Source organism: Thermoactinomyces sp. CICC 10521, from assembly GCF_016055135.1.
GTDB classification, from domain to species: domain Bacteria; phylum Bacillota; class Bacilli; order Thermoactinomycetales; family Thermoactinomycetaceae; genus Thermoactinomyces_A; species Thermoactinomyces_A daqus.
This window is the reverse complement of sequence record NZ_JAECVZ010000015.1, coordinates 33,047-47,795: the sequence shown is the minus strand read 5'-3', so window position 1 is coordinate 47,795 and position 14,749 is coordinate 33,047. Positions and strand designations below refer to the sequence as shown.

Genomic DNA, 14,749 nt, shown 5'->3' with positions numbered 1-14,749 from the left:
GCAATATTTTTTGATGTGATCAGAAGGGACGGGGTTGGGGGGAGGAGAACTTTACGGTAATTGGAACCGCCCTTGTGATGTTTCAAAATCACAAGGGCGGTTTATTTAACTAACATTTGAGACAAGTTGGATTAAATAATTATCAAATTTGCTTTTTTCTTCTATTTCCGTGTTCATTGCTCTTAAACCTTCTTCGATAAAGCGGAGGAGATAGTTATCGATATCTTTATCATCTATCGTTTGCCCTATTTTGTTAATAATCAAGTGTTTAAATAGCAAATAATCATCATCGCGTGCAATGACTCCGGCCGGAATTGTCCAACCTCCGCCGCCGAAATTCCGAGGTTCACCCTCACAATGCAATAAACCTTTAGCAAATGCAATTCGCAGAATTAATGGACGATCATCAATATCTAGCTCTACTGAAACCTTTCTTAATAAGTTTTCTCCCTCTTTAGACATATTAATTCGGTTATTGGCTGCCATAAAAAACCTCCCTAGAACATAAAATACCCTTCCTTGATATCTGTACATTGTTGTTCCGGGTCATGTTCTAAGATGTATTTTCTTTGAATGTATTTTTCCAATAAAGAAGCGTGCTCTTTATTAATTTCCACGTCAGTCGATAAAATGATCACTTGTTCACTTAGTTTACTAAAATAATGCTCAACAAGATTATGACGATGAATGCTGTCTAGCCTTCCGAGTGGTGTATCAATAACAAATGGTAAGTTAAATCCTGCTGTTTTGGTCAACGCCCAGATAAAGGAGAGAGCAATAATTTGTTTTTCACCTTCTGACCGCTGTTCCAACTGTACTAGACGATTATCTCGATCATAGAGTTTTAAAATATATTTTTCTGAGTCAAACTCGACTCTCAGAAATTCTTGATCCTTCCGGAAAAGTTTATCTAAAATTTGCTTAAACTCTATTTGGATTCTATTTGCTTTCATTTTGGTAAGCTCATCTATGAATTCTTCGGTAGCCATTTGTAAACGTGTTATATAGTCAATTTTCTTTTTCAAAGGTTCAATATCTTTATATGCCTCTTCGGTATGAGAACGTTTGGTCTTCAAGCTCGATAATTCACCTAGGATTTCTTTGATTCGGATTTTGTTTTCTGTCAGTTTGTTTGTTTTTTCTCCGATTTCATGGTAAATTTTGGCTAGTTCTTCATCTTCTTTTGTTGTATCAACAGGATTAGGAGCATTTTCTAGTTTAATTTCCAACTTCTTCTTCTCTTCTTCTAAAGTGATTTTTTCTTCAATTAATTGTTTTAGATCAATCGAATTAGCGACTGGATACTCAATCAATTTATAGTAATCGCGATTAGAAAGATCGTGAATGATTTCTGATTGGTCGATTGTTTCGTTCTGAATTTGATTAATTTTAGCCCAAGATTTACGCCCAGCCTTTTTAAGTTGTTCAACGGAGATCATTTTTAAGAGGGGATTTAGTGTTTTTTCCAATTCAATAATGAGTTGTTCCATGAATTGTTCATATGTATCAAAACGGGTTTTTATTTCCAGTCGTTTTTTTTCAAGCTGTTTTTCATATCGCAACCGATCTTTCAGGCCTTTTATAGAAGGAGCGAGTAAGATCGCTAACAAATCCTTTTCAATAAACTGGTTTAATTGTTGATTGATAAGATTGATTCTCGTTTCTATATCATTTAATTTCTTTGTAATAGAAATTTTGGAATCTGTATTTTGTGCAATCTTGCGTCTACGTTCTTGATTGAGCAAATTTTTTTTGCTTTTTAAAACCTGAATTCTTTCATTCAATGATTGGTTTTCTCTTTGCAGAGTTTCTATTTCGTTATTGTAGTTCTGTATGTCTCTCGTGAGATTTTCTAACTCTTCATTTTTCGGGGCATCTTTAAGTTTATTTAATATTTCACGCCGTAAAGAATCGAGGTCAGGCTTTAATTTTTTAATTGCTTCCAAAGCGAAAATTTTTTGAATAGGTTCTTTTAAATGTTCCCGTCCTTGTTTTGCGATTATTTCTCCAATTTTTTCCGCATCAAAAAGAAAAAACTCTGATGCATCGAGCGGGATCCGCTCATCAATGAATCGATTAAACTCCTCGTTTGTTAGGGTACTTTCTTGTTCGGTTTGTTCTTTTTTGTTAAATACGTACAATTTTCTCTCTTCGCCAATGAGAACTTTTTTTTCGTCAAATTTCATAATGAATTCTAGTGTAATTTGGTCCTGTTCATCTTCAAGGGAAAGAGCAATTGAACAGCTCCGAACTCCTTCATTAAATGCGAGATTATTTATTGCTCCATCAAGATATTCGTGGTATTCTTTGTCTTTCATTCCTCTACGTGCAAAAAGAGCTAGTCTGATTGCCTTAAAAATTGTTGTTTTTCCGGCACCGTTTAGTCCACCAAAAAGGATAATGTTTTTACGATAAGGGGGTTTTTGATCATTCGGAATGTCCAAATTAATTTCTTTTGTTCCATAGTATGGACGATAGTTTATCATTTTTAGCTTGGTGAATTTCATACAATCTCTCCTTTTTGTGACCATTCATCTAGCTTGTTTTTGAGTTTATCTGTAAGTCCAGTTCTTCTTAGTTTTTCTCTGTATAGATAATTTTCTTCAATATTAATTAAGTCAAGTATATGTTCCTTCGTAATATTGTGCTTCTCGCAGATCTTTACTAATAGCTTTATTTCTTCGCTGGTTAATTTCACTATGATTCACCACCGGGAAACTTTTCGGAATTGCTGCTATTCAATTTTAACAAAAATATTATATAATGTGATACTGAAGATGCCAATCTGGTGTAACATATTTTCATTTTTTATGAAAAGGGAAAGGAGTATTTTATGAAACTTTTATATACTCCATTTACAGAAGATGCAAATGAAGAAATAGCCAAACGCATTTTGAAAGGAAAACGCATTTTACATATCACACCTACTTTAATTTTAGAAAGATACCGCTTTAGAAAGATAAATGAAATACTTGATTACACTTTACGGCAAAATGAAAAAAAGATGGTGCATAAAGTTTATAGTTTTGACAATTGGAAAAGGGTTTTGATAGATAACAAATGCAGTCAAAAGTATTTAACACGAATTGAGATCCTGGTGATACTAAAACGAGCAATTCAAAATGTTGCTCCTCAGCAATTGGAATGGGAATCGGTTGCGAGCAATTTGTTAGATTTGTTCTCGACTTTTCGCAGTAGTGGTATGGAATTTTATAAGATTCAATCTCTTAGTGAGGATGAATCTTGGGAAATGGTATGTAAAATTTACCAGGAGTTTTTAAAATTGACTGAGTCTCATTTGGAACCGGATACATGCTTTATCCGTGGTGTAAAGGAGTATTCCTTCAAAGAATATGATGAACTGGTCTTTGATGGGCCGTTTCTTTTTTTTAGTCATCTGCATGAATCTATGATCAATCGTTTTCAAGAATTAGGTAAAAAAATTACATTCATTGTACCTTATTATGATGAAGGTGAGAAGATTCAACCTGCATTTAATATTATTCGAAAGGTTTACAGCAATTACGTCCCCTTTTCTCAATGGGAAGCAATCGGTTTTTCAAATAGATCCAGGTCAACGTATGTTGAAGAAGTTCCACATATATTATTTACAGATAATGTTGGCTTTCTTGATCATTCAATTGAGTTTTACCAGTTTTCTTGCCTGGAACAGGAAATTATGCATGTAGTAAAACAAATTCAAAATCAAGTTGTAAAGAAAGAGTTGAGGGAAGTTGCGATTGTGAGTCCGCAATCGAGACGACTGCGTCCATTTTTTAATGAAGTGTTTGAGCAATATAGGATCGAATACGAAACTACGGAGAATAAAGTAAAGCAATTGCTACCTTTGGATCTAATTAAGATCCTCTATCAAAGCAGGATCGATTGGAGAAAGTTTGAAGAAGATAGCTATTTTGACACCATTTTTTTCAAGCGAATATTACAAAGCAACTGGTATAATTCAAATCAATCAATTCCTTCTTTTGAAAAAATCGAGCTGTTTTATGATGCACTGCCTACTATCGATGATTGGATTGACCAGTCTTTAAAACTGATACAACTATATGAGCAGATTGACTTTTCGAAATACCGTTATCACCCATTGAAAAGTGTAAAAAGAGAAAATCTCGAATTATGGCTTTTTATTCTTATGGAATTAAAGAGTTTTCAAGATGAATTATTTAGCCATGGAGAGGTCACGTTTAGTGAACATGGGAATAAATTATTGGATGTAATCCATAAGTTGAAGCAAAGATTCTCTCAATCTCAAAATGAAGATCCTTTCTTTGAGAAGACAAGGAATGTGATTAAGGAACAGATTGAACGTTTTAATGATACTGCTTTACTTCCGATCACAGCTGAGGAATTTGCAGAAGTTTTAATTGGATTATTATCAAGTGATATTTCACTTTCACAACAGGAAAACGATGAAATTGAAGTTCAAATTAAAAGAAGCAAAAGAAAAAATATACCAATGATCACAAGCTTGCATAACATTGCTTTTGCAGAATATCGGTTTGTTTATTTAACGCAGTTTACACAAGAGAATTATCCGTCTTTTTCCCCTGACTCATGGCCATGCAATTCAGAGATGGAGGCAAAGATTTTATCGGAAACAACTCGATTGAAAGTAAACAGCGGTTTGGAAATGGAAAAATTGAAAGCTGATTGTGCGCGATATTATTTCTTACTTGCATTTTTGGCAGCAAAAGATAAAGTGGTTATTACGTTTTCTGGAAATTCGACCAATATATATCCTTCACCGTACTTAATGGAAATTGCAAGGTCGGTAGGGATTGATCTAGACAGAAAGCCAGTGGATTTATTGAATCGGTTGAAAGAGGAGGGGATTTTAAAACTAGTGTCGGGGTATGATGCTCCATCATACCAATCGGGGGAAAAAACAGTTGAACTTACTGGTTCAATCGTACCAGGTGAAATTTTGCTGAATGAAATTGCATTGTATCGTTTATGTCCGAAACGTTATCACTATACCATTAGCAAGCCAGAGCAAAATGTGTTTGCCAGTGCATTTCAAATAGGGTTTTATTATGGTCGAAAAATATCTCAAAAGGCCATTAGTTTGATTGCTGAAGATTATAAAGTTGAAACAACATCCAATAATGCTAAGTCTCGTTTTACAGATTCAGTCATTCGAAACTACGTTCGACAAGCGATGCATACAGAGAGAGAATATTTCCCAGTTCGAAAAGAAATAGAGATTCAGGCTCAGTTTTTAGCAGAAATTTTCACGAAGAATTTGATCGATCACATTTTTAATTCCAGATGGAATAAGAGAGTAGTATTTACTACAGATTTCATAAGAGAAGAGTTGGAAATTCCATTTGATCATCGAGATGTAAAAGTTCACATGCCACTCGGTTTGAAACTTTTAGTGGATGGGAGACCAAATGTGTATTATCTTGATGATTATGAGCTTTTCCTCTCTATACTGGAAAAAAATTTGGATCCTGAAGTTGATGCTTTTTTTAAATGGTATATACAAGTTAGACAGAAAAGAAACAGCAAAGAGATTGGCATGTTAATGAATGATATCGTAACTCAACCAATTACGATAAAGGAGACGAAATTGTGTATTTATTGTCCATTTGTACAAAATTGCCGGGGCTATGAAGAAGAGAATAAAGACAACGGGAGTGGTAGAACTGTATGAAACTATCTGATCAACAACTTGAGATTGTGGAATCAGAGGAGAAATACATTTTAGTCAAAGCGGGAGCAGGTGCAGGAAAGACGGAGGTTCTTGTGAATAGAATTATCCGTCTTCTCGAGAAAGAACCTAAATTGTCAATAAAAGATTTTGCTATTATTACTTTTACAAATAATTCCACAGCCGAGATGAAAAGTCGTCTTCTTGGGGCAATGTTTAAAAAACTTCATTCTACTAAGGATCCTGTTCAAAAGGAGCGTTTCCATTATGAAATGGAGTTAATTGGACGGGTTCAGATTTCTACGATCCATAAATTTTGTAACGCAATCCTAAAGTTTGCTGGCCCCTTTCGCTTTGAAAATAAGGTATATTCTCCTGAATTTCATATTAGTACAACGAATATAAATAAAGTTATTTCGGTTGTTCTATCTCAATGGATGGAAGAATTATCTCAGGGAAGCCATCCGCTGTTAGAGATTATGCCACCGCATCAGATACGCAGGCAGATCGAGTATTTTTACAATCAATTGCGTTCAAAAGGGATTGATATTCAGGAAGTAGTAGAAAAAACAGATCAAGCTTTAATGTGGATGCAAACTGATCAGAAATCAAATATTAAACGGACATTAAAAGAACTTGTTTTACGCTTGGACGAGGAATATAGAAAACAAAAAGTTGGACGAATTGACGTAGATGATTTATTGGAATTCACTTATCTAGCATTAAAAGGTTTTCCAAGACTATTAAATCAAGTGAAATCACTTTATAAATACATTTTTGTAGATGAGTTTCAGGATACATCTTTCTATCAAACCGAGATAATCAAGCTAATTTGTGGAGGATCGAATTCGCCTTCTTTATTTGCTGTTGGAGATGTGAAGCAATCGATTTATCAGTTTCGAGGTGCCGATTTAAATTCTTATCAAGGATTTGAACGTTGGATCAATGATAGAGGTAAGGTGTATCACTTGCGAACCAACTATCGTTCCAGAGGGGAAATCGTAGAATTTGTAAATAGTATATTTCTTCGATTGGAGCGCAATTCAAAAAAGCCACATGTAGTTTATGAACCTATTGAACCTTATCAAACAGCGAAGGAACAAATAAGTCATGTAGTAAAATGGATTCCTTCCCATGAATTAGGAGAAAAACAAGCTGTCGCTTTTTTCTTACAAGAGGTTGATCCTGGGACATATAATAAGTATACGATTCTGTTTCGTACAAATAAATCAATGTTAGAATATGAGCAAAAGCTTAATCAAGTAGGAATCCCAACAAAAATATTGGGTGGCGGTGATTTTTTCAAAAGGCCAGAAATTAGATATGTATTCCATATTCTAAATTGGATCATGGCTCCAGATGATTTAATTCGAAAAAATGAAGTGTTGGGGATTCCTTGGGTTAATTTTGATCATGAGAAATTAGAGCGACTATATAAAGAATTAAAAAGGGTAATTCCTATTTATTCGGTTGCGCAAATTTTGGAAGAGATTTTTAAAAACAAGGATCTAAATATTCGTGGGTATTTGCAGCATTATAATCAAATTCAAACGAGAGCTAACTTGGAAAAATTAAAAGAGCTTACACGTACCAAATTTATTGGTGAAAAAATAGGACTCATTGAGTATGTGCAATGGCTTGGGAGTATGATTCAACATAATCAAGATGAGGAACAGGCTGAGATATTGGAAGAATTTAATGCGGTTCAATTAACCACTATTCATAATGCGAAAGGATTAGAGTTTGATCATGTTATTTTGGTTGAGTTGGAGCGTGGTCTAGATCATGATCTTTTGAATCCGACAATTTTGTTTCATCCTGAGACAGGAATTGAGTTTTCATTTCGCCGTTATTTAGAACCAACAACGATTACATCTGATAAATATCATGAGAGATTAGCTCAATATAAAGAAGAATATTTAGCTGAAGAGACGCGGATCTTGTATGTCGCTTTAACCCGTGCCAAACAAACTCTATACTTGGTGGGAGATCGCAACGCTCAACGAACAAAGAATAAGATCACATATTTATCATGGATTTTGGGAAATTTATAGCACGCTTCTTTGCCCCTCAAGGCAAGGAGGCGTTTTAAATGTGGTCTTTTCATATTCACGCTACAGATTCGTGGAAAAGTTTCATTGAACGAACATGTATTCAGATATAAACTAATGATATCGTTTCGTTTTTGTTGATTCGTCTGCCTGCGTATTGATTGAATTTCGAATTTAATATCGTTTTTGGTTAATATTTGTAGTTTAATAGAGATATGGCAATCAGAGAACTCGAAACATCGGAGGAACAAGATATGCTTAATATCTTTGGAGAAAATGAAAAGATTGTAAAAGCAAAAGAGCAAGTCAAAAAGGTTTACCTTGCTGATGATCGACCTTGGGTCGTTGGATATAGTGGTGGGAAAGATTCGACTGCTGTCGTACAATTAGTCTTTTCCGCTTTGTCTGAATTAGAAGCAAGCCAGCTAAAAAAGATGGTATATATAATTTCTTCCGATACATTAGTAGAAACTCCAATGATTATCTCATCCATTACAAATACACTTGGGATGATTCAAGATGAGGCGATGAGAAGAGGGCTACCAATCGAAACTCATAAAGTACGCCCGGAACTAAAAAACACATTTTGGGTCACTTTGATTGGTCGGGGGTACCCTTCTCCGCGCCAAAAGTTTCGTTGGTGTACTGATCGTTTAAAAATAGATCCGGCTAACCGCTTTATTCTTGATAAAGTCTCCAAATATGGCGAAGTAATCATGGTACTAGGCGTTCGGGAAACAGAGAGCAGTACTCGTGCTGGGGTGATCAAATCCCACAGTGTAGAGGGTAAGGTACTGATGAAGCATTCTTCTCTTCCCAACGCCTATGTATTTGCGCCAATTCGGGAATTTACTATGGAAGATGTTTGGCAATATTTGCTTGAATATGAGTCGCCATGGGGAGGAAACAACCATGATTTGTTGCAGCTTTACCAGGATTCGAGCAGTGAATGCCCATTGATTGTAGACAAAGAGATTAAAGAGAGTGCAGGTTCTTGTGGAAACAGTCGTTTTGGATGTTGGACTTGTACGGTTGTGAAAGAAGACAAGGCTCTCACAGGATTTATAAATAGTGGAGTTGAATGGTTAAAGCCGTTGCTTGAGTTTCGAAACTATTTGGCTAAAATTCGTTCTGATCGTTCCTTGCGGCAAAAACAGCGAACAAACGGACAAATTTATTTAGTTTCTGTTCCAAGTGATCAGCAAATTCCTGAAGACAAGATTAAGACATTAGAGGAACTGAAGGAGTATATTCAAAAAGAGAATATTGATTTGGCACATGTAGAGGAATTGGAATATTACATAAGAACAGAAGATGGATCAATTAAACAACTTGGCTTAGGACCTTTTACACTAAAAGCTCGCGAAGAAATTTTGCGTCGTTTATTACAAACACAAAAAAAAGTGCAAGAAATGAGACAGGATTCTACAGTAGAGTTAATATCTCTAGAAGAGTTGAAACTGATTCGTAGGCTTTGGAAAAGAGAGGGTGATTGGGAAGATCAGATTCCAAAGATTTATTATCAAGAGACAGGAATTGAGTTAGATTGGGAGCAAGATGACCGACCTCAATTCAAAAAGAATCAAATTACAGATCTAGAACGACTTTGTGAAGAGTACGGAGTGCCAATTTCATTGATAAAAAAATTAATTGCTGTAGAACGAGAATATTCAGGTTATAAGATTCGTAGGGGTTTATACCAAGAGTTTGATCGAATTCTTGATCAGGAAATTTTGCATTTATAATGGAGAGAAGAGGTAGTGGTATGTGGTTACATAGTCTTCGATTACAAAATGTAGGAGCTTACTATGGAAGTCATAAAATTGAATTCGATCATCCATTCAAAGATCGTAATTTAATTTTAATTGGTGGGAAAAATGGAGCAGGCAAAACAACTTTATTGGAATCGCTTCGCCTTGCATTATTTGGTCCTTTGGCTTTTGGATTTCGCACAGAGACCGAGGGGTATAGAGAAAAAATTCGTTCATTATTTAATCGAAAAGCAAGAGAAGAAGGAAAAATGCATTTCAAAGTCGCCGTGATGATCTCACAAATTGAGGATTTTGAAAAAAATGTGTATGAAATCGAACGAGATTGGGAATGGAAAAACGACCGGTTTAAAGAAGTCGTCACAGTACTTAAAAATGGTCGACCTTTAAGTCCTGTGCAAGCCGAAAATTTTCAAAATAAAATTCGTGAAGAGATTCCTCCGCGTTTATTTGAATTGACAATTTTTGATGGTGAGGAGATTTCTCGTATAGTTTCAGAGGGGCGCCTTTCCGCTTATTTACAAGAAATAAGCTCAGTTCTTTTTAATCTCGACTTATTTGAAAAAATGGAAGGAGATTTGGTTAATTATCACGAGTATTTATCATTGAAGAATGAACTAACGGATTTTGATAAAAAATTAAAATATATACAAGACAATCTATATGAACTACGTGCTGTCTATAATAACCGCCAAGATCATCTAAAAGAACTGGCTGATAATCTCAGAAATAAAGAAGAATTACTCCATTTAATAAGAGAAGAATTTACAAAGCATGGCGGAATTAATCAAGATCAACGCGAAAAACTTGTACTTCAAGAAAAAAGCTTGAAGCAGCGAAGGGGACATAACCTTGAACGAATCAAAAAGTTTATCTCTACTGATCTTCCCTTTTATCTAAATCGTCCTCTTATACACCAAATACTCAAGCAGATGGAAAAAGAAAAAGAGCTTGAAGTGATTGGTTACTTCATAAGAATGAGTGATTCTCCTGATTGGAAAGAAAAACTCAATACAAAACTCGCTTTGTCTGGAGTACAGATTGAGGAGTTTTTAACCCAATTTACTGACTTACTTCAAGAATCTATTGGTATCAATGAACAAAATGTGATTCACAGGGCATCTTCGGTTCAATATAATGAAGTCAATTATTTGTACCATCGAATTAAAAAAATAAAAGCGGATGACTATCTAGATTTATATGATGAGAATCAACAGCTGTTGAAAGAAGTGCAACAGATCCGGAAGCAGATTGAACTGAACGATGAAGCACTTGATCTTCGAAAATATGTATTGCAGATGGAAGAAACAACGAAGCAGATTGAACAAATTCGATTGCAAATGATAGAACTAGAAGAGGAAATAAAGCAGTTGGGAGAAAAAATAAATGTTCTTGAAAAAGAGAAAGAAAAGTTACTTCAGAAACGATATGATGTTGAACGCTCAGAAAGTATACTGGGGTTTTCTAATAAGATAATCGAGATCAGTAAAAGATTTCGTGAAATACAATTAAAGAAAAAGCTAAAACAGGTTGAAATCGAAGTGCAGAAGATGATTCAATTTGTATTTCGGAAAAAACAATTCATTCAAATTGTCAAGATCAATCCTGAAACATTTGATGTTATGCTCTTTGATCATTTATCTGAAGTGAAGAAAGAACGATTATCAGCTGGAGAAAAAGAGCTTTTGATGCTGTGCCTAGTTTGGGCTATGTTTTATGTATCTGGCAGAAATTTTCCTTTTGTATTTGATACTCTTCTTGGACGTCTAGATCAAGAACATCGCATATTGATGATGACAGAGTTATTGTCAAAGATGGGAAAACAAGTGATTATTCTGTCTACAGATACTGAAATTGATCAAGGATTATATGAGAAAATTCGCCCCCATATTGCCAAAGTGTTTACGTTAGAATACGATCCTTTTCAAAATCAATCCTTTATACAGCCAAATCAATATTTTTCTTTATCTAAAATGGGGATGACGATATGAATTATCGGTTAAAAACTTCAAAAAAAGTAGAGAAAGAGTTGAAAGAAGCTCAACGAGTTTTAAATTACACTCCAAATCTTATTGTTCGGATTGCAGTAGCATTATCCTTGAGAATACCCGAACCTATCGAAGTCAAAAATACTGACCATTTGGGGCAGGAATTTAATCGCAATACATTAACAGGAGAGTATGATTATATTTTCAAAGCAATGATTGCACATCATTTAGGAAGAGAAGTTTCGGATGAAGAATATTTCCCCGACTTATTCAACGCTCATTTAGAACGTGGTTTAACCATTTTAGCAAACGAGTATAAAATGGCTGGAAATGCAGAAAAGTTTTTCCGCACACTTATCCAAATGGGAGAGGAGTAAGTATGATCTACCTTGACAATAGTGCAACTACCAAAATTTCATCCGAAGTCTTGAAGGCAATGTTGCCTTATCTACAAGAGGAGTATGGGAATCCTTCGAGCAAATTTTATTCACTGGCAGAAAATTCGCGGAAGGCTGTTGAATGTGCTCGGCAGCAGGTAGCAACCTTTTTGGATTGTGAACCAGAGGAGCTGATTTTTACAAGTGGTTCAACAGAGAGTAATAATATGATCTTAAAAGGGGTTGTTGAAACTTATGGGCACTTGGGAAAAAAATTGCTTACAACGCAGTCGGAGCACTCTTCAGTTATGGAAACTTGTAAGTATCTTGAAACTAAAGGTGTAAAAGTAATTTATTTAAGAGTTGATAGATATGGAAGAATAGATATCAATGAGTTGGAAGAGATGATTCAAAATGAGCGTCCTTTGCTCGTAAGTGTAATTTGGGGAAATAACGAGGTAGGATCTTTAAATGACATAGATGCAATCTCTGAAATCTGCTTGAGGAATAATGTATTTCTTCATACCGATGCAACTCAAGTTTGTGGTAAGATCCCAATCTCATTAAAAAAACTTCCAGGAATAACATTCCTTTCTATGTCAGCACACAAAATCCATGGTCCTAAGGGAATCGGCGTGTGCTTTATAAAAAATGAGGCGCCAAATATTCGTAGAAAATTGGTTCCGTTGATTCACGGTACACAAGAAAATGGGTACCGTGGCGGTACATTAGCTGTCCATAATATTGTTGGATTAGGGAAAGCTGCACAACTAGCGAACCAGAAACTCGAAGAACACCATAAAAAGTTGAAGATGCTAGAAAAGACATTGGAAAGCATCTTAAAAGAAACTTTTGGGGATCGAATTCAGTTTTTCCACGATTCGGAGCGGAAAATTCCTGGAATACTAAGTGTGCGGTTTGTTGGCAAAAATAATGAGGTTTTATTAAAAAAGCTTTCTCCTTATCTTGCAATGTCTACTGGTTCTGCTTGTAGTTCTGGCAAACCAAGTCATGTTCTACAAGCAATGGGTAAATCGTTTGAAGAAATTAGACAAACAGTGCGAATCTCGCTTTCTCCCGAAAATACACTAGAAGAGTTAGAGTTTTTTCGAAAACTAGCTTAATTTATTTTGTCGTCGACCTTTAGCAGTGAAACCAGGCGAGGGTCGGCGATAATTTTTTTGAGCTGATCTGGGTTACATACAATATATAAAGGATACTTTAATTAGTTAACTTAATTAATGAATAACATTTCGTGATACAATCAGAATAGAAAGACAATATAAAGGGGATTCAACGGGTGAAGAAGGGATCTTTTTATCTTACCGTTTGCGCGGTTTTGATTGCATTGGTCTCCAGCATGTTCCATCTTCCGGCTCGCGTGGAAGCAAGCGGGTCCGAACAGGCCGTCAATAATTTTTATAACGTCATCATGCAAGATGGCGCAGATCCATGGATTTATAAGCATACCGATGGATGGTATTACTTTACCATGACGACGGGAAGCAATATTACCATTTGGCGTTCAAAATCAATTACCGGCTTGGATGCGGGGGAACAGACAGTGGTATGGACGCCTGACGGGTCGGGTGGGAATTGCCGGGATATCTGGGCTCCGGAGTTACATTATTTAAATGGCAAATGGTACATTTATTATGCTGCCACGACCTGTGATGGCAATAATGATAATCATCGCATGTTTGTTCTGGAAAATAGCAATGCCGACCCTTTCTCCGGTTGATTTGTGAAAAAAGGGCAGATCACGGATACGACGAATAAGTGGGCGATCGATGGAACAGTGATGCAATTGAATAATCAGTTGTATTTCATTTGGTCCGGTTGGGAAGGGGATACCAACGTGGCGCAAAACCTGTATATTGCGAATATGAGTAATCCCTGGACCATTGTCCAGAGTAAAACTATCGACGCCCACATATGGTTGGGAAATCAATCATACTCCTTATGTGAATGAAGGGCCGGAGGTACTCATTCATAACGGCAAATTTAATCTGGTTTATTCAGCCAGTGGCAGTTGGACCAATGATTATTGTTTGGGATTGATTACCGCCAGTACAGCGAGTGATCCGCTAAATCCACAGTCCTGGCACAAGCGAAGTGAACCGGTTTTTACAAGCGGAAACGGGGTGTATGGGCCCGGTCATGCTGGTTTTACCAAATCCCCGGATGGAAATGAGGACTGGATTCTTTATCATACGGCTCGTTATGAAGGCGCAGGGTGGATAAGGCAAATCCGCGCACAACGATTTGTATGGAATGCGGATGATACGCCAGACTTCGGAGTTCCGGCTGATCCGAATCAACCGATTTCGGTTACAAGCGGCGAAGTTGGTCGTCAGCGCTATGAAGTGGAGGCATCCACCTTGGCAAATGGTCCGTACGCTGTTTCAGAGCCTTCTGCTTCGACTGGGAGAAAGGTGGGGTATATCGATTATGACAACAGTTATGTCGAATTTACCGTAACCGTTAATGTCTTCGGCTATTACATTCTCGCCGCCCGTACGGGAAACGGGACAAGCGGAGGTAGTTGGGCGACCCATCGGTTGTCTGTCAATGGATCACAACCACAGCCCTTTTATGTGGCAAATTGGGGTATGTCTACGGCAAAAGTTTGGTTGAATCAGGGGCAAAACACGGTTCGTTTTACAAAAGGGGACCATTATGCTGAAATCGATTGTCTTGATGTGTTTGCGACTGAGTAGAAATGATGGTGAGAACAGAAAAACAATCTGAACCCTGCCTCATTTTTTACGGCAGGATTATTTTTATGCAAAAAATTCCAGACTCCTAATCTTCCGCGATCCGTTTCGTCAACAGGCGGACATCCGTGCATCCTAAAGACTTGAATTGATATCAAACGATCTGACTGCTTTTT

General features: G+C 36.3%; 11 protein-coding genes. 8 read left to right on the top strand and 3 right to left on the bottom strand.

The genetic code is table 11. The annotated features are described in order from the left end of the window. Positions 1-105 precede the first annotated feature (105 nt). Genes I8U17_RS11505 through I8U17_RS11495 form a run of 3 tightly spaced genes read right to left on the bottom strand, consistent with a single transcriptional unit; the run spans position 106 to position 2,698 of the window. Complete coding sequence (locus I8U17_RS11505; RefSeq protein WP_198059429.1) at positions 106-486, bottom strand: hypothetical protein; 381 nt, start codon at positions 484-486, stop codon at positions 106-108. Between the two features lie 11 nt (positions 487-497). After that, complete coding sequence (gene dndD / locus I8U17_RS11500; RefSeq protein ID WP_198059428.1) at positions 498-2,507, bottom strand: DNA sulfur modification protein DndD; 2,010 nt, start codon at positions 2,505-2,507, stop codon at positions 498-500. Further along, a complete protein-coding gene (locus I8U17_RS11495) occupies positions 2,504-2,698 on the bottom strand; it encodes a hypothetical protein (protein ID WP_198059427.1) in 195 nt (64 codons plus the stop codon). The genes dndD (I8U17_RS11500) and I8U17_RS11495 overlap by 4 nt, the downstream gene beginning before the upstream one ends. 135 nt (positions 2,699-2,833) lie before the next feature. Here I8U17_RS11495 and I8U17_RS11490 point away from each other — a divergent pair, with 135 nt between their 5' ends. The 8 genes from I8U17_RS11490 to I8U17_RS18350 all read left to right on the top strand — a co-directional run bounded on the left by I8U17_RS11490 (position 2,834) and on the right by I8U17_RS18350 (position 14,576). Further along, complete coding sequence (locus I8U17_RS11490) at positions 2,834-5,674, top strand: PD-(D/E)XK nuclease family protein (RefSeq protein WP_198059426.1); 2,841 nt, start codon at positions 2,834-2,836, stop codon at positions 5,672-5,674. Then, positions 5,671-7,725, top strand: coding sequence for a UvrD-helicase domain-containing protein (locus I8U17_RS11485; RefSeq protein WP_198059425.1), 2,055 nt, complete (start codon positions 5,671-5,673; stop codon positions 7,723-7,725). Before I8U17_RS11490 ends, I8U17_RS11485 begins: the two co-directional genes overlap by 4 nt. Before the next feature lie 251 nt (positions 7,726-7,976). After that, a complete protein-coding gene (gene dndC / locus I8U17_RS11480; RefSeq protein ID WP_198059424.1) occupies positions 7,977-9,467 on the top strand; it encodes a DNA phosphorothioation system sulfurtransferase DndC in 1,491 nt (496 codons plus the stop codon). A gap of 20 nt (positions 9,468-9,487) precedes the next feature. Further along, entirely contained in the window at positions 9,488-11,482 is a 1,995-nt protein-coding gene (gene dndD / locus I8U17_RS11475) for a DNA sulfur modification protein DndD (protein WP_198059423.1), read from the top strand. Beyond that, positions 11,479-11,856 (top strand): DndE family protein, encoded by a 378-nt coding sequence (locus I8U17_RS11470; RefSeq protein WP_198059422.1) that lies wholly within the window; start codon positions 11,479-11,481, stop codon positions 11,854-11,856. Before dndD (I8U17_RS11475) ends, I8U17_RS11470 begins: the two co-directional genes overlap by 4 nt. Positions 11,857-11,858: 2 nt before the next feature. Further along, entirely contained in the window at positions 11,859-12,980 is a 1,122-nt protein-coding gene (locus I8U17_RS11465) for a cysteine desulfurase family protein (RefSeq protein ID WP_198059421.1), read from the top strand. A gap of 176 nt (positions 12,981-13,156) precedes the next feature. After that, positions 13,157-13,597, top strand: coding sequence for a family 43 glycosylhydrolase (locus I8U17_RS18355; RefSeq protein WP_370589244.1), 441 nt, complete (start codon positions 13,157-13,159; stop codon positions 13,595-13,597). A gap of 163 nt (positions 13,598-13,760) precedes the next feature. Further along, positions 13,761-14,576 carry a family 43 glycosylhydrolase gene (locus I8U17_RS18350; protein ID WP_232331053.1) on the top strand — a complete coding sequence of 272 codons (816 nt, stop codon included), beginning with the start codon at positions 13,761-13,763 and terminating at the stop codon, positions 14,574-14,576. Positions 14,577-14,749: the final 173 nt, after the last annotated feature.

What these genes read in the sequence shown, in the direction of transcription:
- dndD (WP_198059423.1), top strand. Translation starts at nt 9,488, where the DNA reads ATGTGGTTACATAGTCTTCGATTACAAAATGTAGGAGCTTACTATGGA.
- I8U17_RS11485 (WP_198059425.1), top strand. Translation starts at nt 5,671, where the DNA reads ATGAAACTATCTGATCAACAACTTGAGATTGTGGAATCAGAGGAGAAA.
- I8U17_RS11470 (WP_198059422.1), top strand. Translation starts at nt 11,479, where the DNA reads ATGAATTATCGGTTAAAAACTTCAAAAAAAGTAGAGAAAGAGTTGAAA.
- I8U17_RS11505 (WP_198059429.1), bottom strand. Translation starts at nt 486, where the DNA reads ATGGCAGCCAATAACCGAATTAATATGTCTAAAGAGGGAGAAAACTTA.
- dndC (WP_198059424.1), top strand. Translation starts at nt 7,977, where the DNA reads ATGCTTAATATCTTTGGAGAAAATGAAAAGATTGTAAAAGCAAAAGAG.
- dndD (WP_198059428.1), bottom strand. Translation starts at nt 2,507, where the DNA reads ATGAAATTCACCAAGCTAAAAATGATAAACTATCGTCCATACTATGGA.
- I8U17_RS11490 (WP_198059426.1), top strand. Translation starts at nt 2,834, where the DNA reads ATGAAACTTTTATATACTCCATTTACAGAAGATGCAAATGAAGAAATA.
- I8U17_RS11465 (WP_198059421.1), top strand. Translation starts at nt 11,859, where the DNA reads ATGATCTACCTTGACAATAGTGCAACTACCAAAATTTCATCCGAAGTC.